Here is a 22,354-nt window from a genome sequence, read left to right on the forward strand (position 1 = left end):
GTGGGCAAGAGCACGCTGCTCGGCATGATCGCGCGCGGCGCCAGCGCCGATGTGAACGTCGTCGCCCTGATTGGCGAACGCGGACGCGAGGTGCGCGAGTTCATCGAGCACCATCTGCCCAAGCAGGCGCGCGCACGCACGGTGCTGGTGGTGTCCACCTCCGACCGCCCCGCCATGGAGCGCGTGAAGTCCGCATTTGTCGCCACCGCCATCGCCGAGTATTTCCGCGACCAGGGGCAAAGCGTGCTGCTTCTCATGGATTCGCTCACACGGTTTGCCCGCGCCCAACGCGAGGTCGGCCTTGCCAGCGGCGAGCCCCCCGCGCGGCGCAGCTTTCCGCCATCGACGTTGCCATGCTGCCGCGCTTGCTGGAGCGCGCAGGCCCAGGTGCCAAGGGTTCCATCACCGCGTTCTACACCGTGCTGGTGGAAGGCGAGGAAGAGTCCGATCCGATTGCCGAGGAAGTCCGCTCCATCGTCGACGGCCACATCGTGCTCACGCGCAAGCTGGCCACCGAGGGGCAATATCCGCCGATCGACCTGCTGGCGAGCATCAGCCGCGTCATGCCCAACGTGGTCGATAGCGACCATATGGAGACTGCCGGCCAGCTCAGACGCTGGCTCGCGCGCTATCAGGAAATCGAATTGCTGCTGCAGATTGGCGAATACAAGGCCGGCAGCGACCCAGATGTCGACCGCGCCGTTGCCGCCCGCGATGCGCTGCGCAAGTTCTTTGCCCAGCGCACCGACGAGCGCGTGAGCTTTGAAGATGTGCTGGCCGAAGCTCGCCAATTGGTAGAACGCTATGGACACGATACTGGCCACCCTGCGCCGCGTGCGTGACATCCGCCGCCGCAAGGCACTGGCGCGCACGCTTCAGGCAGCCCACGTTGTGCGCGATGCAGAAGCGACCGTCAATGCGTCGCTGCAATCCATCCGCACGCAGACCGACTTCCGCCAGCAGCGCGCAAGGCTGCTCGATGCGGCGCCCCAGGGCGAGGCGTTGACGGTGGACACGCTGGCAATCGCGCATTACGAGCAAGCCCGGCTGCGGCATATCGTGGCCAATGTGCAGACGACGCTGCGGGAACAGCGCCAATCGCTGCAAAGCGGCCAGACGCAACTCCAGGAGGCGCGCAACGCGTTCGGCCGCGCAGAAGCCGCACGCAGCCGCATCCAGCACCTGGCCGAGCGCGCCAGCGCCCGGAGCGCCGCCCGCGCCGAGCTGCGCGCCGAAGACCAGCTCGACGACCACAACGCCCTGGCTTACGCACGCGCGCTCAGCCTTGCCGATGCCGAGGAGCCGCCCGCGACATGACCCCGTCCTTCAGTGGCTGGATGGAAACGGGGCACAGCGTCACGCTGGTGCTGCCGCGCCTGTTGCCGATGTTCTTCGTGCTGCCCGTGTTTGGCGAGCGCATGCTCACGGGCCTGGTGCGCAACGGCCTGATTGCCGTGGTGGCGATGTTCATTTCGCCGCTGGTGCCGCTGAGCGTGCTGGGCGAGCAGACACCAGTCATCTGGATGCTGCTGTTGATCAAGGAAGCGGCGCTTGGCCTGCTGCTTGCCATGGGCGCGTCGGCCATGCTGTGGGCCGTGCAGAACGTTGGTTACCTGATCGACTTCCAGACCGGCACGGGCAACGCCACGTTCTTCGATCCGCTCTCCGGGCAGGAGAGCGGCCCGACCGCCAGCTTCCTGGGCTTTCTCGCCATCACACTGTTCCTGACGGGTGGCGGCCTGCACGTGGTGCTGGGTGCGCTGTTCGAGTCGTACCGCGTGTGGCCGGTGCAGGCGCTGCTGCCCGATGTGCATGTGGCGCTGGATCAGTTCGCCATCCGAGAAGCCGACTCGATCATGACGTGGACGATCAAGCTGGCCGCACCCATCGTGCTGCTGTTGCTCGTGGTTGAGATCGGCCTGAGCGCGATCAGTCGGTCGGTGCCCCAGTTGAACATCTTCATGTTCTCGCAGCCGATCAAGAGCGGGCTGGCGATGCTGATGATGGTGCTGTTCCTGCAGTTCCTGTATGACGCCCTGCGCCAGTTCATCGACACCGACAGCGGCATGCGCGGCCTGTTGCAGCTGCTCGGCTTTCCGGCTGCCGGACCATGAGCGACAAGCCGCATCAGCCCACACGCAAGCGCCTGGAAGACCGTCGCAAACGCGGCGAAGTCGTGCGCAGCCAGGAAGTGGTATCCGCGCTCGTCTTTACGTGCATGGTGGGCGCGCTGTCGCTCACGCCCGCCTTGTGGATGGACAGCATCCGCGCGGGCCTCGCCACCCTCGGCCGCGTGCTGGCAGCGCCGGAGCCCGCCAAGCTCATCGGCCCGCTGGTGGCCGATCTGGCCATCCATGCCGCAGGCCTTGCCGTCGGCATCATCGCGCTCAGCGGGGTGATCGCCGCCTTGACCGCGTTCGCGCAGGTTGGCGCGCTGATGAGCGCGGCCAAGATCACGCCCGACCTTTCGCGGCTCAACCCTGCCAATGGCCTGACGCGCATGTTTTCGATGCGCAATCTGGCGGGGCTCGGGCTGATGGTGCTGAAGGTGCAGTGTCTGCTTGGCATCCTCTTTGTGGTGGGTGCCGGCGCCATCGATGCGCTGCTCTCGGCCGGCCGGCAGTCGCCTGCGCAGATGCTGCACGTGGGCGCACACGTGGTGCTGGTGCTGCTGTCTTGCGTGGCCATCATGCTGCTGGTCCTGGCCGCGGCCGATTACATGGTGGTGCGCGCGCAATACATGAAGGAAGCGCGCATGACGACCGAAGAAATCCGCCGCGAATACCGCGAGAACGAAGGCGACCCGCACCTGCGCGCCCGGCGCCGGCAGCTTGCCCGCGAGGCGCAGTGGAGCGCCCTGCCCGAGCGCATCCGGCTGGCCGTGGTGGTCGTGTACTCGCCGCAATACGCCGTTGCGCTGTGGTACGGCGGCCAGGGCACCCTGCCGGTAGTCGTGGCACGCGGCGAAGGCGAGATGGCCGAGCGCATCCGCAAACTGGCCGAAGCGCAGCTCATTCAAACGCACGGCAACCCGGGGCTTGCAAGCAAGCTCTACGAGCAGGTTCAGCTCGATGCCGCGATTGACCGCACGCTCTTCCGCGAGGTGGGCGAGACGCTGCGCTGGGCCACCGGCGCAAGCCAGACCAGCGCCTGATCTGCGGCACCTTTCCTTTGACTGAGCACATCGGACCGAAGCGGTCCGTTCTGTGTCCAAAGCGGACGTGGACGGCACATGGGCTGCCACGCTTCAATGTACGCATTGTCGTCGCCGCCCCGTCAAAACGCGCACCAGAACTGCGTTTTCCCGGACTGGGCGGTCGGTCAAAAGACCATGGCAGTGCGCAGCAGCATCGGTTGTCGGGACCCGCGCATCGCACATCAGGAACGGCAGCCCGCAAGGGCATCGGTTGGGGGATTGTTTGCACAATCAGAACATCCCGGAGCCACGCATGGACCTCTTGCATACGCAAGACCTGGACCGCACGTCCACCCTCCGGTTCGATTCCGCCCTGCCGGATTTCGAACTGGCCGCTGAACAACCGCCCATCCAGTCGCACGTGCGGTTCTTTACCGAAGAAGAGCTGACCGTCTGGCGCCCCGACGAAGCACCGCGTGGCACCGTCAACCTTCTGGTGGAGCTGCTTTCCTGCACAACCGCTGCTGAACGCAAGATGCTCGTGCGCCATCTGCTGTTCGACATGGGCTTCGATTCGATGGTCTATGCCACCGCGCGCGCCATCAACGCGCGCTCCACGGCCCGCACCTGCCTGGTGAGCTACACCGACGAAGACTGGGCCCGCCGCTACTTTGAAGAACGCTTCTTCGAAGTGGACCCGCGCCGTGAATGGGTGACCCGCAGCGGCATGCCCATGATCTGGGAAGCCGACGACCTGCGTCGCGCCGCCCACGCCGAGCAGGATGCCGAACGCAAGCGCGCGTTCATCGAGATGTCGCTGGAATCCGGCGTCAGCAGCGGCGTGTTCATCGCCCTGCCCGGCGCACAGCACGGCACGCGTGCCGTGATCAGCCTCACGTCGAGCGTGCCGGGCCGGCGCTGGATGTCGGATGCGGTCACGGGCCGCGCGCTGGTGCTGGCGCTCGGCATCCACCAGTTCATCTCCGACTACACGAGCATGTCGCGCATGCTGCTCGGCATGGGCAGGAGCATTTCGCAAACGCAGAAGCGTGTGCTGGAATGCCTGGCCAGGGGCATGCGCGACAAGGAGATCGCCAGCCAGCTCGACATTCCCGTGCACAACGTCGACTACCACCTGCGACGCCTGCGGGGCGTGTTCGGCGTGCGCAACCGCGTGCAGCTGATCGAAGCCGCGCTTGAGCAACTGGCGTTCTAGCAGGGTCCGTTCAATCGCGCGCTCAAGTGGGCACGCAAGCGGCGCGGCACGCATATGGCACCGTATTCCAGGGCAGCTTTACGCCAACAGCGCGGGCGCCCTTACGGAAAGTCGGCGTTGTGTGCCGCAAAGCCCGGGCCCAGCATGAGCCGGTGTGGCGTGCGTTACGGAGGTTCCGTACGCACCCCACTGTTCATCTAGGAACGGCGTGCATGGGACCAAACTGGCCAGACGGCATCAAACCCCCGGATAGCGTTCTCCAGGCGCAACGCGAAGCGCAGGCCGCCTATGCCCGCGCGCAGGAACAGGCGGCGGCTGCGCAACGGCAAAAGGCGGCCGAAGACGCGCACAAGGCCACGGTCGACCAGCTCGGCAAGCTGAAGCAGGCCGGCAACCCAACCGCGCTGAACCAGGCCGTGAGCGCCGAAATGGCCGCGCTCTACACCCAGGCGCACAACGCGCCCTACAACAGCGCAGATGCCAAACAGTTTGCCGAAGCGCTGGCCCTGCTGCAGAGCGCGCACGACAAGGGCAGCGCCGACACGCTGTTCGCCTCGGCCTGCGCCGATGCCGCCATCGACCGCGCCAACAAGGCCGTCAATGGACCGAAGCAGGATTACGCAGCCGCCATCCGGTCCCTGGCGGGCGATCTGGATGTCAACCACGCCACGCCGGACGTCCTCAACTTCACGCTGGGCGACACGCGCACGCGCGACCTCGCCAACCATGCGCGCGGCAACTCGGCCGACGACCTGAAAAACATCGCCCAGTCGATCACGCAGCGCGATACCAATGCGCCGGAGTTGCTGGCCATGCTGGTCGACCAGCAGCCGCTGGAAACGCTCACGAACCAGTCCGTCCGCAGTTCCGACCCGGCTTCAAAACACGACGCCCTGCTCAACGACCTGATGTTCATCAGCCAGCGTCTGCAGGGTGCGCGCAAGACGAGCTACTCGCCCAGCGGCGAGGAGTTGAACGATCGGCTGGCGCAATCGCTCGCGCATCGGCTGGAGAACGACCCGCTGGTCGACTACACCGGCAATCATCTGGACACCGCTGGTGAAACGTTTGGCATCAAGCAGCTCGTTGACAAGGGTGCCGATCCGACGCTGATGTTCAAGGTGGCGGACCAGATCGGCCGCGACGGCCAGGCCGGCAAGCTCAACAGCCGCGTGGAAAGCCTGTTCGAGGGTGGCACGCGCAACATCCTGCTCAAGGAACTGGCCGGCAAGACGCCCGACAAGCCCATCCAGGCGCCGGTGGCGGCACCGATCAACCCCACGCAGATCCAGCAGATCACCGGCAAGATGCTCAGCAACCTGCCGGGCAATGGCACCACGCTGGCGCCGGGCGTGGACCCGCTGCAATACGCGGCCATCCTCACGCGGCTGCAGGCCGGCGCGCACGTCGACCCGACGGCATTCCAGACCGCGGCAACCGCAGCACAGGAACAGCTCAAGCCCGAAGACCCGCACATCGATGCAAACCAGCGCACCGACGATGCCATCGGGCAGGTCAGCAACCTGCACCTGTTTGCGGACACACCGGCCCCAGCCATCCACCAGATGCTGGACGCGACACCGGCGCAGCAAGATTCCCCCGCGCTGCAGGCCGATCGGCATCAGACCGACCAGGCCTGGAACGACCTCACGCAAGCGCAGATCCGGCAGAAGCAAGCCGCCGACAGCCATGGCGACGTGACGAGCGCCAACCAGGCGTTGGCCACCGCCACCACGGCGTACAACAAGGCGATCGTCCAGGAACTCAAGGACACGTATCCGCAGATTCCCGCCGACGATCTGCTCCGTTACGGCCTGAACGGCGTCTACCAGAACGACCTGCAGGCGCCGTGCAGCAGCTCTACCAGCATCACGATGCGCAGGTCCCGCAGTTGTCGGGCACCTACCTGCAGGCGGCCATCGTGACGGAGCTGGTGGACAACACCATGCGCAGCACGCCGCCGGGCCAGGGCGCGGAGGCCCCCGAATACAAGGGGCTGGAAGCGCTCAAGCAATACACGACCGCCATGGGCAACGCGCCGGGCGGCAACACCGTGCGCGACGCCATCCTCGGCGACAGCCGCATCCAGCACATGCGGCAGAACGTGGTGAACATCGTCATCGACCCCGTGCGTGGCGAGCCGCAAGACCGCATCAAGGCGCTGGACCAGATGAGCCACATGCTGTCGTCATATCTGCCGGTGGATTTCGACCACGCCATCCAGAACGCCGTGGAGAACGACCCGACCGTGCAGCACATGGTGGACGAAACCGCCCGGCTCACCACCACGCTGCCGCCGGCCGACGGCATCGCGCGCACCGCAGACCTGCTCGACAGCCTGGACACCACGCCCAACCTGATGGCGCGGCTCTACGCCGTCATCGACCCGCCCGGCGGCAAGCCGCCCTCGGCGATGATGAACTGGATCGCCAACCACCCGCGCGACCAGAAAGCGGTGGATTACTACCGGAACCTCGCGCGCATCGGCAATCGGCTGTTCAACGGCGGGCTTATCTTGGGCAATGGCGAGAACGCGCTGGTGGATGGCTACGGGCGCCTCGTCCACGCATTCCAGCAGCGCCTGACCGGCGACAAGCCCGTGCTGTCGGACTACGGCGGCACCGAGGCCGGCATGCTCAGCGTCGACATGAACCTGATGCCCACCATCAGCAAGGCGCTCGAAGCCGGGGCACCGCCCAAGCTGTTCCTCTCTGCGCTCAACGGCTACAGCTACCGCGACAAGACCGGCGCCATGACGCAAGCGGCCGCCGGCCTTGCGCCGACCGACCGCGTGGTCGATCCGATGAACATGGCGCTGAAAGATGCCAAGGGCGGAGCCGCGTCGGACGACAGTCCTGCCGCCAAGGTCAACCAGTCGTTCTCGTCCGAATTCCAGCAACTGGCCAAGGCCAGCGGCCTGGCCCCGCGCAGCTTCGCCACGTTTTCGGATTTCAGCGATTACGTCGGCCAGCAGGCCGGCATCAGTGCGCGCACGCCCGTGACCGCCGCCGACTGGCAGGCCGTGCATGACGGCACGTTCCGCTACTACGACCCCAACCAGCTCGTCTACCGCAACCAGGACGGCAGCGGCACCACGCTCGACGACCTCGCCCGTGCAGCGTGGCAGGCCGGCGGCGGCGACACCGGCCCCGTCACCGTCACGGGCCTCACCTTCGTGCTGGCCGAAGGCAGCAACGACCCGCAGCAATCGGTGCTGCTCGACGTGCGCCGCGACGGCCGCGACCGCTATGTCAGCGCCAGCACCGACAAGGCCCACAAGACCCGCGTGTACGACAGCTGGAGCGACTGGGTCAGCAACAACGATTTCGGCATCGGCCAGGTGTCGTACCTCGTGGGCGGACAGGCGACCTTTGACGACCAGGGCAACGCCATGGCGCTGGTGGCCACGCACGAGACCGGCCACGAACCGTGGCTGACGCCCGAGACGGCGATCATGATCAGCGCGGCCGTGGTCTCGATGGTGGCCGCGCCCTTTGCCGCGCCCGAGATGGTGCTGCTGGCGATGGCCGCGCGCGGCACGATGTTCGCCATCGGCGCCATGCAAACGAGCGAAGCCGCCGTGCGCGTGCTGGAACACCCGGGCAACGCCGCGGCTTGGGCCGATGCCGGCTTTGCGCTGCTCATGACCGCCACCGACGGCATCGGCACGCTGGGCAAGATCGGCCGGGTCGGCATGATCGGCCGCACTGCCGACGACGCCCGCTCGCTCGAACGCTGGATGGCCGCACGCCCCGTCAAAGGGTTCGCTGACGAGGTCAACACCTTCGCCGAAGACGTGGGCCGCACGCCGCTGTTCAAGGTCGCCAAGTACGGATCGATGGCCGGCATGGGCTGGAACATGATCCAGACCGGCGCGCAATGGAACCAGATGACGCACCAGCAGCGTGCTATCGCCATCGGCCAGACCTTCGGCTTCCTGGCCGCCGGCATGATCGAGCAGCCGGGCGAGGCGCTCATGCTGCGCAAGGTCGCGCGGCGCAACGGCAACGCGGTCGGCACAACGTACGCGCCGATGAACGCCGAGCAGGCGGCCGTCGCCGACGGGTTGCTGGATCGATTGCACCAATGGATGCCCGAGCCTGGAGAACGTCTGCACCCCGCCGTTGCCAAGCTCGGAGTGGACGCAGTCGATCATCTGCGCGATGCGCTCGTCGGCAGACAGCTGGACGGACGCGCGTTGCAGACGCTGGGCCAGTTTGCGGCCATGCACGATGAGGCTGCCCTGCTCGCCAACACCGCCGTACCCGTCGCGGCCTTGAGCGGCAACGTGATCCAGCTCGATGGTGACCCGCACGACAAGGCTGCCCATACCGAACCGGAGGTGCTTCCCAGCGATCGGCCCAGGCGCTATGGCACGCCGGGGCTGCATTTCAAGGACCTGGCCGACCCGCGTGTTTCGGCTCGGGAGCGTGTTGCCATCCTCGACGACCTGCACGAAGAGATCAACCGGCTGTATCTGTACGGCGGCGAACCGCACGCGGGCATGGGAATGGTCGTCTCCCGCGCCACGCCCGAAGAAGTGCAGCAGCATGGCCTGGACGCGCGGCAGATCCATCGCAACGTGACGGCCTTCGGCTTGTTGATGCACATGGAGCCGGACGAGTATCTCTATCTGCTCCCGCTGGGCAACCTGCGCGTGCCGGACGAGCCCGTGGCCGGGCGACGTACAGAGAACAGCAGGCCCGTCGCCGACGGCCTGCCCGTGGCAAGCATGCAGCCCGCCAGCAAGATCCTTGGCTATATCCCTTCTGCCAGCGCGGGCCAGGGGGCGCCCAGGATCGAACTGAACTACGATCCGGCTGGCCCCATGCAACCGTACGACGGCAGCCTCGCATTCCTGCCGACCGTCTACCGTGCCGCCTACCACGACACGCCGAACATCAATCTGATCGACCCGGAGTTTCCCGACTCCGCGCCGTTCCTGATGCACTTCCCGCAGCGCCCCGCCAACCTCAGCGGCGTACCCACCGACGTGCCGATTCCGTATGGCAGCCCGGCCGCGGGCGAGAGTGGCATCACGCCGGCCTATGTGATTGCCGGCGAGGTGGAACACCACGGCATCTGGCTCGACGTCGAATCGGCCTACGGGTCCATCGACGACGTCCCCGCCGGCTTACCCATGCGGCAGTCCGATCACGGGCCGCAGGTGCGGCTGGACGGCGTCGCGCTGGCCGAACGGGTGTGGAACGATCCGAACTTCAGCATGGAGACGACGAGCAACATCGTCGTGCTCGGCTGCGATACCCACTCGGGGACAGCACCGCCGCTGCTGGTGAATCTGTCGAACGAACTGTCCAACCGCATACGCCAGCGACGCAGCGCCGACGGGCAGATAGCCGATCCACGCCCAGGTATTCGCGTGCAGGGTCAGGATGGGCTCGACTGGTTGCAGCTTTCCGGCGGTGCACAAGACGGGCGCCGGCAAGTCATCAACGCCCATTTCGATGGGCAGACGCACGGCATCGTGGCACTGCCCGTCATCTCACATGCCGATGCGCTCTATGCCAAGACGAAAGAACGGCTGCGCATGCTGTATGACGGCGATGAGCCTGTCTTTCCCGAGGGCGACAGGATGATGCTGCTGCTCGACGAGGCGCACAGCCAGATCGCGGCGGCAAACGACCTGGCGCAACACGGCACGCCGTCGGGCGCCTACAGGACAGGGAGTGATCCGCTGGAACTCCTGGTGGGCTCGCCCGCATCGCACGTTGCCGATGCAGTCAACCAACGGCCGTTCGCAGACGCCTGCAACCAAATTCTCTCGCTGCTCAATGCGGACCTCCAGTCTTCCGTGCTTCGGATGCGGATTGCGGATGTGCTTGGCAGGGTGGTCGCGCATCCTCACCTCACCTACCAGCGCGAGGTGCCCGCCATGCCGGCGCTGGGCAAACCGCGCCCGGTTACGCTGACGCTCCACACGAAGGGCGCGCCGGACCCGGCCACCCCCGCGGTTCTCGTCAACGGGCGGCCGGCCTACGACTGCACCGCCTGGGACGACCTGCCCGCCCAGCCGTTGCTCGTGAATGCCAGCACCGTGTTCCACGACAACATGCATTTTCCGGCGGGCATGGTCGGTGCGGCATTCGACGGCCACGGCCCCATCGTCAACAGCGCGGACAACGCTCTCCTCACGCCGTTCGACATTGCGCGCGCGCTGATCGACACGCCGTTCGACCAGATCCGTTTTGAAGGCGCCACCCACACACGGAACGTTGGCGCCGACGGCGCAATGCTCACGCTGCGCCGCGTGATGGAAATGAATCCGGAAATGGAAGCACCTGGGTTCTTCGTCGCGCTCCAGCATGGAGGCGCGATCATGCCGGAAGTGGCGCGCTGGCTGGCCTTCCTGCTCAAGCGCGACAACGTGCGCGTGTTCGGCTTGGACGGCCAGCGCGCGCCGCTGTCTGGCGGCGTCGTGAGAGACCCCGAAACCGGCAAACCGATCAGTGAACGCGTCCGCACGGTGCACGAAAACGGCACCGCAGGGCGCATCGTGCTCTACACCGCCAAGGACGGCAGCGACACACCGGCACTACCGAGCATGATCAAACCCCGTACCGCCGATATCGGTGCGAAAACCATCGGCGGCATGCGGTACGCCTTGCCGGAAGACGTGCTGATCGTTGAGGGCAAACTGCTCGATGGCGATCCGAATGCGATCTGGCTCGACGGCATCGTTGAAAAAAATGGGCGGACCGAGCCATCGATTTTCTCCAGCACCGAACTGGCCGAGTTGATCAACGCCCGGCTATGGGCCAAAGGTCTCGAGAACGCAGATGCCGTGCCCGTCGTGTTGATGGTCGACAACGGGTTCAAACTCAGTCAGCGGCTCTCCGAGGCAATGCGCAACCCGGTGTTCGCGACCCAACACAAAATCGACCGCTCGCAGATACACAATCCCGACTGCCGGGTCGTGCCCGCGCACCCGGACGACCCCGCGTTCGCAGCTGCCCGCCAGCCTGGGTGGTCGCTGGAGCCAAACGGCCGTGCGTGGCCACCCTCCGAAGAAACGCCCTACGTACCGCCCACCGAGGCATCATCTGAACCACGGACACCACAGGCAGCCCGAGAAACACCGCCCGACGAAATGCCGGGCGATCCCGACGTCATCGCGCTCGACAGTGGCGGCGGTCCGTCTGCATCGCAACCAGCCTCGTCCTCCGGCGAGACGAGCCAGAGCCCGACCAGCCAGCCGGTGCCAGCGGACAAACCGCTCAGCCGGTTCAAGCGTGTAACGCGTGGGGTGCAGGACCTACCCGCCCGCGCCGCGGTTGGCGCCATGGCCGGTCCCCGCCGCATGCTCGCCCTCATGCCGATGCGCACGGCGGCGGCGCGCGTGGAGCGCGGCCGCGCGCTGCATGTTTCCGGTGAAAACTTCCACCAGGTCGCCATGTCGCACAGCAATGGCGCGCTGGATGGCACGCGCCATTTCACCTACGCATTTGCCCGCAATGAGAACGGGCCGGATACGCTGCTCGGGCAAGTCGTGTTCGACGATAAGGGTGTGCCGTCCTGGCGTGCCCTGGATGCCGGCAAGCGCCACTTCGACGGGCTGGTCCCCATGGCGGACAGCCCGCTGGGCGCACGGACCTCCTACACGCCCGAAACCCTGTTCGTGGTCAGCCAGAGGCCACCTGCGGAAGTGGCCATCGATCAGAGCCTCAAGGAGCTGGGCCGAAAGCGCACGTATCGCGGCGCGGGGCTTGCCGAGTCGGACAAGGCGTCGGTGCGGCCGGAACTCGCCGCCATCGTGGAGGCCGCAGGCACGCAGGGCAGCAAGATCAAGGAGCGCGGGATCCGCAACGTCGATGCGCCGGGGCTCGCCGCCGTCACGAAGCGCTCCCGCCAGAACAGCGATCTTCCGTTGCCTGCGCGCATGCGACGCACGTTCAAGGAATCGTTGTTCGTGATGCGCGACTACCCAACCGTGGGTCTGCTGCGCGAGCAGACAGCGCTCAAGCTGCTGGAGAACGCATGCAAGATGCTCAGCGTGCCGTTCCCGCGCAAGCTTGCCCAGCACTTCAGCGTAGCCAGTACAGCCGACCGCCGCGCCGTACGCGCCTACCTGAACCTGCCGCACAAGGAACAGGATCTGGTCACGCTGGCCGCGCGCACCATCTCCCCCTCGAACATCGAGACTGCCGGCGAAGCGCTGCTGTGCAAGAACATCGGCGTGATCACCGAGATCCGGGTGGTGGCAGCAGAAAGCATGTTGTCGGCTGCGGGCCTGGGGCGTCCGCTGCCGCACGTGCGCCGCCTGTGGCAGGCCGCAATGCGCGAGCACGGCGAAGTCTCGTTCGATGAGAACGTCGGCGGCCTGGTCAACAAGGACGGTGTGATGGTCGTCGCGCTGGACTGGTTGAACCAGGACTCCGTCAACAAGATGTTGGACTTCTCGGCCAAGACCGGCGCGCAGGTCACGCTGTGGATGGACCCGGCCAACATGCGCGTTGGCACCGACGGACGTCCGGTGCCGGGACCAAATCGCCCCATCAACATGGTGCGGTTTGGCAAGGCCTATGAAGCATGGATGCTCGACAACCCGGGCAAACACCCTACGGTGAATGTGTTTGGCACCGGCAACGACAACGTGCTCGATCCGGTGGAGGGCATCGCTTCGCTCAAGGTCGCTCGCACGCTGCTCGGCAGTCCGTACATGACCGATGTGCACATTGCGCTCGACGGCACCTCGGACTACACGCGCTCGCAGGAGCTGACACGGGCCACGGCGGAGTTGATCCTTGAGAACGACAACTGGAAGCGCATCCACTTCGATGCCGCGCTCGGACGGCCGTTGAACCGCCTGACAAAGGAGGACATGTCGATCCTCTACGAGCCGCTGATGAATCAGGTGCGCGAGGTCATTGACGAGCGCAACCTGCAAGTCAACTTCGAAGAGGTGCGTCGCGCGCTGTTCGCAGAGAACACAACCCATCGGGTCGAACAAGCGAAGTACAGCACGATCCAATGGGCGCGCTCGCATCGCGATGCACTCGGCGTGCAGTCCAACCCGCATGCGGACGCCCATGCGCAGCGCTGGCTCGATCAGTACGGCGATGGTGTGCAGCGTCGCTACGCGGCCCCGGCAGAACCTGCTCACGATGCCGTCCTGACCGACTGGGACGGCTTGATGACCGACCCCGAACTTGACCCGGCACGCTACCAGCAGCACCGCGACCTGACACCGATTCCCGTGGCCGAAGACGATGCCGACGCCATGCTGCGCGCGCTCGGCTACGGCCCGATGCGCGCGCCGACCAAGCTGCTGCAACGCACCGATGCGCCGTCCGCCTATGGGTCGCTCAACCAGCGGGCGCTGCTGCAGATCGGCAAGGCGGTCGCGGCTGGCGCAGGCGGTGCCGCCCTCTCTGCCCTGCTCGTCAGCCTGGGCAAGGTGGACTTGCGCGATTCGGCCTCACTGGCGCGGGCGCTGCCGGCCTTCGGTCGCACGGCCCAGCAATGGCGCGCCATCCTCAGCTCGAGCATCCAGCGCGGCGATACCGCGATGATCGAGAACAAGCTCATCGCGTATTACGCAGGCATCGAACGCTATGCCAAGGCACGTGATGTCTCGCCCGAGCGCCTGCCCCACATCCGCGCGGTCATGGAAGAAACGCTGGCTGCCATCGGCATGCTGCGCGACCGGGCCAAGCCCGGTGCGCAGCCCCGGCTCAGCGAGGAGGAGCGCGATACCCACATTGCGCGCGTCACGTCCACCTGTTTGCAACTCGTGGACGGCTACCTCGGGCTGCCCGCATCGCAGATGCACTTCATGCATTCGGGCGTGCGGTCGGGCCAACTTGGGCGCCTTGCATCCACCGTAGGCGGCGTGGTGGGCGTCGGCGCATGGGGCGGCATGATGCTCGAAGGCTTTGTGCCTCCGGCGCTGGCCATCACCATGATGGCGGGCAGCACCCTCAACGCGTTCTATCACGGCCTGCTGCGCTACAGCTTCCGCCGCGGCTTCGACTTCAACAACAGCGATGTCGTCCGCTCGCTTGTGCACGGCGCCTACACGTTGTCTTCCACCGGCACCATCGTCTCGGCGATGACGCATCCGCCAAGCGTTGCCGGGGCCGTATCGGTGGGCGGTTCGGTGATCTACCTGATGTCGACGCTCAAGGCCGTGGTGCCAAACTTCATGCCGGGCGTGATCCGCGCCAGTGCGGGCCTCACTGCGCTGGCGGAAACCACGGCGCTGATCTCGGCCTGGATCAACTCGGGTCAGGGAGCACAACCGGCGCAACCCAACCAGCCGTCTCAGCAAACAGGCCCATCGCAACCTCCGCCGCCGCACACACCGGTCGTTCCGCCGCCGCCCCCTGTGCCGCCGGCACCCGTTACGCACCTGGTGCCCGCCGTCACGCACGACGTACTGGCCGGCGAGTCACTCTCGCGCATCCTGCGCAACGAGGCGGACCGCGGCACGATCGTGGTCGGCCCGACGTATCGGGAATTGCAGGTCGTGATCGACGAGGTTGCGCGACTGAACCAGCTTGCCAATCCCGATCTGATCCATATCGGTCAGAACCTCATCATCGTGCCGGCGCATCAGGCGCCGGGGCCCGGCTGAGTGCGAGCGTGCGTATTGCCGCGTCTACGCGCCCGCGTAGTCGCGCACGCGCATGCGCGACCCTACGCTGCACATTCCCCTTCACTACGGAGCACGCTCCATGTCGACCCATTACGCATTCCGCTCCCTTCGACCCGCGTTGCGCACTGCCCTGATGTGCGGGGCCTTGACGGCGTTGACCACAGCGCCCCAGCTCGCACAGGCACAGGCGGCGCCGCGTTTGGCGGTGTCGCATTACGACGTCCTGCGTACGGAGTTGTTCTCGGGCATTCCCGTCACGGCGGTCTTCTCGCCGTCGCAATGTCCGCATGGACAAGGCGCCAGCGCCAAGGCGGCCGCGCCGGTCGTGCACGGTGGTTTTGCGGTGCGCGACTTCCTTGAAGTCGAGGGCGGCAACATCGGCTTCTCTAACCAGCATCTGACGCTGCGCCCCGACGGCACGCCTGTGCTGGAACTCGCGCAGTACCGCGTGACGCCCGACGACAAGGCCACGGTAACCGTCTCGTTTCTTTCGCCGCTGACGTATCAGGCGGTGTCGGCGCCGCAGACCTTCCAGTGCGCGATCGGCGCGGGCCTGGACTTTTCGATTGGGCTGGCAGGTCTGCTGCGGCGGTAAGCGGACGCGGCCTGCGCGCGCTCAGCCCTTGGCGATGTCGCGCAGGCCGGGCAGGTCGAGCAGTTCGATCTCGCCATAGGCGACCTTGAGAATGCCGCGTGCCTGAAAATCCTTGAGCACGAGATTGACGGTCTGGCGTGACAGCGCGAGCAGCAAGGCAAGCTGCTCCTGCGGCACGCGCAGCACGCGGCGGGTGCCGAGGCGCAAGTCGCCGTAGCCGGCGGCCATCAGCAACAGGCGTCGCGCCACCCGCACTGAGGCCGGCAACAGCGCCGTTTCTTCAAGCACGGAAAAAGCGAGGCGCAGCTTGTGCGTCAGCAGCAACGCAAAAGCGTGCGTGTGCTGCGGCGCACGTTCAAGCAGCTCCATCAACGCGGCTTGCGGCATGTGCAGCAGCACCGTATCGCCCTCGCCCCGGGCATCGTGTGTGCGCGCCTGATTGTCGAACACGCCGATCTCGCCAAACCAGTTCACGGGCTCCAGCACGGCCAGCAGCGCCTCGCGGCCATCGGCCGTGGTGGCACGCACCCGAATGCCCCCTTCCACCACGCAATACAGCCCGTCGGGCGGGTCGCCGCGGCGAAACAGCACCTCCCCGTCGGCCAGCCGGCGCACGATCGCCATGTCGATGAGGATTTCCTGCAAGGGCTTGCCCAGACCGCCAAACCAGTTGCTGGCGTGCAGGCGGTCTCGGTACAGCGCGGCTGAGAGCGGGCCGGGCTGTGGATTGCTTCGGGCGGGGGCGGAATCCATGGGCGCGGGGCAGTGGAATGTGGCGGATGCGACAGGCCGAAGACACGAATGCGTTGTGTGCGCCACCATCCGGACGCAACGACACGCTCAACGCATGGCACTGTCTATGACGGGACGATGATAACGACGGCACCGCCAGGACGTCCACGCCGTACTTGCGTAAGCTATGCGGCACCAGGGCATCCCTTCAGGCGGACCGCCCCGCCAACACGGAACGCCGCGAAACACCACGGAACACTTCGCCCATGAAGAATCCCGACTACAACCCCGCCAAGCCGCACCACACGCCGGACGGATTCCGCAACCGCTATCCGGACCCACGCCCTGACGCCGATTTCTGGCAATGGCAACGGGAGCGCCGCCGCCTGAAGCTGCCCAAGCCGCCCACGCAAGACCTCTCCTGCATCGCGCCCAACCTCGGTGCCATCCACCAACCGCCCGAAGTTCCGCAGCTCACCTGGATCGGCCACGAAACGCTGCTGCTGCAGATCGACGGGCTGAATGTGCTGACCGACCCAGTCTTCTCCAAGCGCGCCTCGCCGCTGCCGTTTGCCGGGCCGCGCCGCCATCAGCAGCCAGGGCTGTCGCTCAAGCAGTTGCCGCATATCGACCTGGTGCTGATCTCGCACAACCATTACGACCACCTCGACCGCGCCAGCGTGCGTGCGCTGATGCGCCAGCCCGGCGGCGCCCCGATGTTTTTCGTGCCGCTGGGCATCGACCGCTGGTTTGCGCGCAACGTGCGCGGCACACGCCTTGCCGGTGACAACCCCAACGTGCGCGCATTCGACTGGGACGACGAGGCCCGCTTCGGCCCCTTCACCGCGCATTTCTGCGCCGTGCAGCACTGGTCCGCACGCGGCCTGTACGACCGCAACCACACGCTATGGGGCAGCTGGGCGCTGCTGCATCCGCACCTGCGCTTCTGGTTCTCGGGCGATCTGGGCTATTCGCAAGACACGCGCGACATCGGGGCGCGCTTCGGCCACTTCGATGTGGCAGCCATTGCCGTGGGCGCCTACGAGCCGCGCTGGTTCATGAAGGCGCAGCACATCGACCCGGCCGAAGCCGTGCAGGTCATGCAGGACATCGGCGCCCGGCAGGCCGTGGGCATCCACTGGGGCACGTTCCCGCTCACGGACGAAGCGCTGGATCAGCCCATCACCGATCTCGCCCGCGCGCTGAAGGCGGCCGACATGCCCGCCGAGCGCTTCGTTCTCTTCAAGCATGGCGAGACCCGCGTGTGGGATGCTGCCGCCTCGCGGCTCGTGACCGACGTGCCCAAAGAAAAAGCGCGGCCGCGAGATGACTCGCTGGCCGCGCAGTAAGAAACTGGCAGGTCAGGCACAGACCCGGCGTCGCTCGCCATTGGCAGCGGCGCCCGGTTGATATCGGATCAGGTCGGCGTCGGCAGCCATGCGCGATCGCGCAGGCGCGAGCGGATGCGGGCGATCGCCTGGCTGTGGATCTGGCACACGCGCGATTCCGACACGCCCATCACGGCGCCGATTTCACGCAGGTTCAGATCCTGCTCGTAGTAGAGGCTCATCATCAGCTTTTCGCGCTCGGGCAGTGCCTCGATGGCGGCCACAACCGATTCGCGCAGGTCGTGGTCCAGCAGCTGGTCCAGCGGCGTGGCGTCGTTCTCGGGTGCGCGGTTCTCGATGAAGGCGTCGGCGTCTTCGCGGTCGAAATCTTCGTAATACAGCAGCTGGCTGCCTTGCAGGTCGACCAGTTGCTTCTGGTATTCGGCCAGCGACATGCCCAGCGCTGCGGCAATCTCGGTTTCGGTGGGTGCGCGTCCCTTCTGCTGCTGCAGTTTCTGGATCGCCTGCTCGATCGTGCGCGCATTGCGGCGCAGGCCACGCGGCAGCCAGTCCGAGCCTCGCAGTTCGTCCAGGATGGCGCCGCGGATACGCTGGGCCGCGTAGAACTCGAACTGCACGCCCTGCGTTTCCTCGTAGCGCGACAGCGCATCGAGCAAGCCCATCATGCCGGCTTGGATCAGGTCGTCCAGCTCAACGCTGGCCGGCAGCTTCACCATCATCTGGTTGGCAATGCGACGTACCAGCGGTGCGTACGTGGCCATCTCGTCGGACTTGGTCTTGCGACCGGTTGCGGTGTACATATCCATGCCTGCCTTTGACGCTTCGTTCATGCTGCGCCTCAATAAACCAATTCGGCCGCGCGTGCGGTGGCGCCCAGCGTCGGAGTCGAGTTCGACATTGACGTTGCCTGCGCCGATTCATCTGCCGGCTGTGCCGGTGCCCGCGCCGACATGACCACCCGTGACGGCGCACTGCCATCACCGGCTTGGGCCTCGGCGCTGGCCCAGCTCAACATTTCTTCGGCAAGCTGGCGGAAGGCCATGGCCGAAGGCGATGCGGGAAACGCACTCGCCACGGGCTTGCCGAGCGAGAGCGCGAGTTCTACGTGCCGGTCCTCGGGGAGGTAGCCGGCAAAATCGATTCGGGTGTTCAGGTACTGGCCCACGGTGTTGGCCAGGTTGCCGAACACGCGCACGGCGGAATCCACCGAATGCGCGCCGCACACCACGGTGCGGATGCCGGCGCTGCCTTGCAGCACGGCGGTTTTCTTGAGCAGCGTGTACGCGCTCTTGATGCCTTCCGGGCCATCCGAGAAGGTCAGCAGCACGTCGTCGCACGCTTCGGCCACGGTGCCCAGCGCCCGGTTGCCGAAATGCGCGGCCACGAGCGTCACATCCGCCGTCTCGTCGTGCTGTTCGAGCACGCCGGCCATGGCCAGCACGGTCTGCGCGCTCACCACGGCGGTATCGCGGCCCATGCCCGACAGCGCGATGCGCAGGTTGTCGACAAAGTCATCGACCTGCTCTTCCGCGCCGATCACGAGCACGCGGCGGGCGGCGGCATGACCGAGCATGCGCCGCAGCCCTGCGGCTTGATCCTTGGCGAATGGCGTCGTCATGGTCGCCCCCTTGTCAGGCGAAATCGAAAGCGGCCAGGCCGGGTTCGCGGTTGCCTGCGTTGCGTAACACCGCACCTTGCGCCACGAGCAACGATTCATCCGAATCGAGCGTGAACGACGACTGCTCCGCACCGGCCCGGAACGAGCGGTGGATCAACAGCTTCTTGTTCGGCACCGCAATGTCTTCCGGCACACGCTGGCCGTACGACACGTAGTGCAGCGGCAGGCGGCGGCGGATCATCACGTCCATCGCGTGGCCCACGGAAGCGGCCTCGTCGATCTTGGTCAGGATGCAGCCGGCCAGGTTGGCGTCGCGGTAGGCACCCACGACTTCATCGAGCGTCTTGCCGTTGCTGGCTGCGTTGAGCAGCAGCAGGCGCTTGATCGACGGGCCCACGGCATGCAGCATCGCCATCTGTTCGGACACGGCGCGGTCGCGCTGGCTCATGCCGATGGTGTCGATCAGCACGACGTGCTTCTCGCGCAGGTCGTTCAGCGCCAGGCTCAGGTCCTGCGCGTCTTTCACGGCATGCACCGAGACGCCCAGGATCTTGCCGTAGATGCGCAGTTGTTCATGGCCGCCGATCCGGTAGCTGTCGGTCGACAGCAGCGCCACGCGCGATGCGCCATGGCGCAGCACGAAGCGCGCGGCCAGCTTGGCGGTCGTGGTGGTCTTGCCCACGCCGGTCGGGCCCATCAGGGCAAACACGCCGCCCTGGTCGAGCAGGCTGTTTTCATCCGACACGGTGGTCAGGTTCTTTTCGATCGCGCGCTGCACGAAGTCCAGCGCACCTTCATACGTATCGTGCTGCGGCATGTTCTCCAGCACGTAGCGCGTGAGCTGTGCCGAGAAGCCTGCGTTGAGCATGGTCTGGAACAGGCGCGTACGCACCGGGTCGCCCAGCTTCACGCCCAGCGAGGCGAGGCTCGACATGGCGTCGTTCAGCGTGCTCTTGAGCGTTTCGATCTCGCCGACCATGCGGCGGGTCATCACGTCGGTCTCGGCACGGATGCTTTCCTTCACGTCGGCCTGGATGGCCGAACGCTGCAGGCTCACGTCATCACGCGGGGCTTCGGGCTGGGCCATCGTGTCCTCCACGCGGACGAAAATGTCGGACGATTTGCCTGCGTCGGCTTGCGCGTCGATGCGCGCCTTCACGGGGGCTTCGGCCTTCTGCTGTTCTGCACGGAGCGTGCGTGCCTGTGCTTCCACGCGCTCGGCAAAGCTGCGCAGCGTGACCGGGCGGTCGTCCTGTTCGCGTGCTTGCTCGCGTGCCTGCTCGCGGCGTGCGGCAAAGCGGGCCGTCGATTCCATCTCCGGCTCGTCGTCTTCCACCGTGGTACGGCGCGCGATGAACTGGGCGGTGCTGGCCATGGCCCGCTCCGCGGATTGGGCAACCTCTGCGTTGGCGCGGTCCAGCGACAGACCCGCCAGCATGCGGGTGGACGCGGCCAGTGCGTCTTCTTCGCCAAACGCCACGTCGTCGTCCACGCGCGTTTGCAGCGTGCGGCCGGCCGGCTTGGCGGCCTGCGTAACCGGGGCAACCGGCGCTGCCGGTGCGTCTTCCTGTGCAGGCGTGCGGCGCGAAGCGATGAAGCGGTTGCGCAGACGGGCCAGCGCGTTGGGTGCCGGGGTCTCGGCTTGCGGGGCTTCTTCAGCAGGTGCCTGAGCGGCGGCCACGGCTGCAGTTGCAGCGGCAATCGGTGCGGGCTCGGGAATCGGGGCCGGTGCCATCGGACGGCGCTGTGCTGCCTTGGGCGCCGACGACTGCGTGTCGACCAGCGCATCCACGTGCGAGTCGGATGCCGCGATGATCTCGATGCCGCCCGGAATGGCGCGGTTCGACAGGATCAGAGCGCCATCGCCCAGTTGGTCGCGGACCTTGCGCAGGACGTCACGCGACGTCAGTCCGGTAAATCGATGCATTTTCATGCGCGGCCTCCAAGCATGGCGACAACCTTAATCGTTCGGTGATCTGGAATTTCTGCGTGCGACAGCACGCGCAGGCTCGGTGCGGCACGCTTGAACAGGCGGGCAAGCATCGGGCGCAGTGCGGGCGGTACGAGCAGGACGCCCGTCTGACCCATCTGTTCGTGCTGCCGCGACGAGTCCGCTGCCGCTTGCATGAGCGAGTCAGCCAGTTGCGGTTCGATCGGGCCGGCGTTAGAGCCAACGACGCTTTGCAGCAAGATGTTCTCCAGATTCGGGTCAAGCGTGACGACCTGCATTTCGGTCTTGTTCGGGAAGAGCTGCTGGGCAATCGCCCGGCCCAGCGCCACACGCACGGCGGCGGTGAGTTCGGCGGGGTCTTGCGTCCTGCCTCCGTGTTCCGCCAGCGTCTCGACGATGGTGCGGATGTCGCGGATATGCAGGCCTTCGTCCAGCAGGTTCTGCAGCACCTTCTGCACGGTCGCGACGGGCAACAGCTTCGGTACAACGTCTTCGACCAGCTTCGGTGCTTCCTTGCCCAAATGATCGAGCAATTGCTGGACTTCCAAACGGCCGAGAAGCTCGGTGCTATGGGTGTAAATCAACTGATTGACGTGCGTGGCGATGACGGTGCTGCAATCGACCACGGTGTAGCCCTCGGCCTGCGCGCGATCGCGCACATCGGCGGTGATCCACATGGCCGGCAAGCCAAAGGTCGGATCCACGGTCGGGGTGCCGGGCAGTTGCGTGCCCAGGCGACCACCCATGCCACCCATGCCGCCATGACCGCCCAGGCCGTCCTGCCCACCCGGATTGATGGCGAGGAACTTGCCCTGCTGCACTTCGCCGTGGCCGATTTCCACGCCCTTGAGCGTGATGCGGTAAGACGACGGCCCCAGCTCCAGGTTGTCGCGGATGTGCACGACCGGCGCCAGGAAGCCCATGTCCTGCGTGAATTTCTTGCGGATGCCCTTGATCCGGCGCAGCAGCTCGCCGTCCTGGCTCTTGTCGACCAGCGGGATCAGGCGGTAGCCGATTTCCAGGCCCAGCACATCGACCCACGACACGTCGTCCCAGCTCGCCTCGGGCGTATCCACCGGGGCAATCGCCTGCAGCACGGGCTCGACCTCGGGCACTTCGCGCTTCTTCTTCAGGTACCAGCC

The 22,354-nt window shown here is 66.3% G+C and carries 13 protein-coding genes and 1 pseudogene; 9 read left to right on the forward strand and 5 right to left on the reverse strand.

Translation table 11 applies throughout. From position 1 onward, the window contains the following. From FUT88_RS18705 to FUT88_RS18740, 8 genes and pseudogenes are all read left to right on the forward strand, one after another. Positions 1-842 (forward strand): annotated as a pseudogene (locus FUT88_RS18705) (FliI/YscN family ATPase); the annotation flags it as partial. Further along, the gene (locus tag FUT88_RS18710; protein WP_147217334.1) at positions 805-1,317 is read left to right on the forward strand and encodes a hypothetical protein; all 513 of its coding nucleotides are present in this window, start codon (positions 805-807) and stop codon (positions 1,315-1,317) included. The pseudogene FUT88_RS18705 and the gene FUT88_RS18710, both read left to right, overlap by 38 nt. Beyond that, complete coding sequence (sctT, locus tag FUT88_RS18715) at positions 1,314-2,114, forward strand: type III secretion system export apparatus subunit SctT (protein WP_147217336.1); 801 nt, start codon at positions 1,314-1,316, stop codon at positions 2,112-2,114. Before FUT88_RS18710 ends, sctT begins: the two co-directional genes overlap by 4 nt. Continuing rightward, on the forward strand, positions 2,111-3,154 hold the full coding sequence (locus tag FUT88_RS18720) for an EscU/YscU/HrcU family type III secretion system export apparatus switch protein (protein WP_147217338.1): 1,044 nt from the start codon (positions 2,111-2,113) through the stop codon (positions 3,152-3,154). The genes sctT and FUT88_RS18720 overlap by 4 nt, the downstream gene beginning before the upstream one ends. Before the next feature lie 295 nt (positions 3,155-3,449). Beyond that, a complete protein-coding gene (locus tag FUT88_RS18725; protein WP_147217340.1) occupies positions 3,450-4,352 on the forward strand; it encodes a helix-turn-helix transcriptional regulator in 903 nt (300 codons plus the stop codon). Positions 4,353-4,564: 212 nt separating this feature from the next. Further along, positions 4,565-6,277: a hypothetical protein gene (locus FUT88_RS18730; RefSeq protein ID WP_147217342.1), complete on the forward strand. Its 1,713-nt coding sequence runs from the start codon at positions 4,565-4,567 to the stop codon at positions 6,275-6,277. After that, a complete protein-coding gene (locus tag FUT88_RS18735; protein ID WP_147217343.1) occupies positions 6,202-14,946 on the forward strand; it encodes a LysM peptidoglycan-binding domain-containing protein in 8,745 nt (2,914 codons plus the stop codon). The genes FUT88_RS18730 and FUT88_RS18735 overlap by 76 nt, the downstream gene beginning before the upstream one ends. 100 nt (positions 14,947-15,046) lie before the next feature. Continuing rightward, entirely contained in the window at positions 15,047-15,562 is a 516-nt protein-coding gene (locus FUT88_RS18740; RefSeq protein WP_186829334.1) for a VirK family protein, read from the forward strand. Between the two features lie 21 nt (positions 15,563-15,583). Here FUT88_RS18740 and FUT88_RS18745 read toward each other — a convergent pair whose 3' ends face one another. Next, a complete protein-coding gene (locus FUT88_RS18745) occupies positions 15,584-16,315 on the reverse strand; it encodes a Crp/Fnr family transcriptional regulator (RefSeq protein ID WP_147217347.1) in 732 nt (243 codons plus the stop codon). 245 nt (positions 16,316-16,560) lie between these two features. On the opposite strand from FUT88_RS18745, the gene FUT88_RS18750 reads away from it, so the two are divergent. Further along, positions 16,561-17,643 (forward strand): MBL fold metallo-hydrolase, encoded by a 1,083-nt coding sequence (locus tag FUT88_RS18750; protein WP_147217349.1) that lies wholly within the window; start codon positions 16,561-16,563, stop codon positions 17,641-17,643. Positions 17,644-17,711: 68 nt separating this feature from the next. On the opposite strand, the gene FUT88_RS18755 is transcribed toward FUT88_RS18750, so the two are convergent. From FUT88_RS18755 to FUT88_RS18770, 4 genes are all read right to left on the reverse strand, one after another. Next, positions 17,712-18,473: an RNA polymerase sigma factor FliA gene (locus FUT88_RS18755; RefSeq protein ID WP_027679301.1), complete on the reverse strand. Its 762-nt coding sequence runs from the start codon at positions 18,471-18,473 to the stop codon at positions 17,712-17,714. An 8-nt stretch (positions 18,474-18,481) separates the two neighbouring features. After that, complete coding sequence (locus FUT88_RS18760) at positions 18,482-19,261, reverse strand: MinD/ParA family protein (RefSeq protein ID WP_147217351.1); 780 nt, start codon at positions 19,259-19,261, stop codon at positions 18,482-18,484. A gap of 13 nt (positions 19,262-19,274) precedes the next feature. Beyond that, positions 19,275-21,194, reverse strand: coding sequence for a flagellar biosynthesis protein FlhF (flhF, locus tag FUT88_RS18765; RefSeq protein WP_147217353.1), 1,920 nt, complete (start codon positions 21,192-21,194; stop codon positions 19,275-19,277). Then, the coding region (locus FUT88_RS18770) for an FHIPEP family type III secretion protein (protein ID WP_186829335.1) at positions 21,191-22,354 on the reverse strand (1,164 nt) is incomplete at its 5' end. The genes flhF and FUT88_RS18770, both read right to left, overlap by 4 nt.

This window comes from Ralstonia sp. TCR112 (genome assembly GCF_007997035.1).
Taxonomy (GTDB): Bacteria; Pseudomonadota; Gammaproteobacteria; order Burkholderiales; family Burkholderiaceae; genus Ralstonia; species Ralstonia edaphi.

Bases quoted from the DNA above. Each gene is read 5' to 3' on its own strand.
- FUT88_RS18710 (WP_147217334.1), top strand. From the start codon at position 805: ATGGACACGATACTGGCCACCCTGCGCCGCGTGCGTGACATCCGCCGC.
- sctT (WP_147217336.1), top strand. From the start codon at position 1,314: ATGACCCCGTCCTTCAGTGGCTGGATGGAAACGGGGCACAGCGTCACG.
- FUT88_RS18720 (WP_147217338.1), top strand. From the start codon at position 2,111: ATGAGCGACAAGCCGCATCAGCCCACACGCAAGCGCCTGGAAGACCGT.
- FUT88_RS18725 (WP_147217340.1), top strand. From the start codon at position 3,450: ATGGACCTCTTGCATACGCAAGACCTGGACCGCACGTCCACCCTCCGG.
- FUT88_RS18730 (WP_147217342.1), top strand. From the start codon at position 4,565: ATGGGACCAAACTGGCCAGACGGCATCAAACCCCCGGATAGCGTTCTC.
- FUT88_RS18740 (WP_186829334.1), top strand. From the start codon at position 15,047: ATGTCGACCCATTACGCATTCCGCTCCCTTCGACCCGCGTTGCGCACT.
- FUT88_RS18745 (WP_147217347.1), bottom strand. From the start codon at position 16,315: ATGGATTCCGCCCCCGCCCGAAGCAATCCACAGCCCGGCCCGCTCTCA.
- FUT88_RS18750 (WP_147217349.1), top strand. From the start codon at position 16,561: ATGAAGAATCCCGACTACAACCCCGCCAAGCCGCACCACACGCCGGAC.
- FUT88_RS18755 (WP_027679301.1), bottom strand. From the start codon at position 18,473: ATGAACGAAGCGTCAAAGGCAGGCATGGATATGTACACCGCAACCGGT.
- FUT88_RS18760 (WP_147217351.1), bottom strand. From the start codon at position 19,261: ATGACGACGCCATTCGCCAAGGATCAAGCCGCAGGGCTGCGGCGCATG.
- flhF (WP_147217353.1), bottom strand. From the start codon at position 21,194: ATGAAAATGCATCGATTTACCGGACTGACGTCGCGTGACGTCCTGCGC.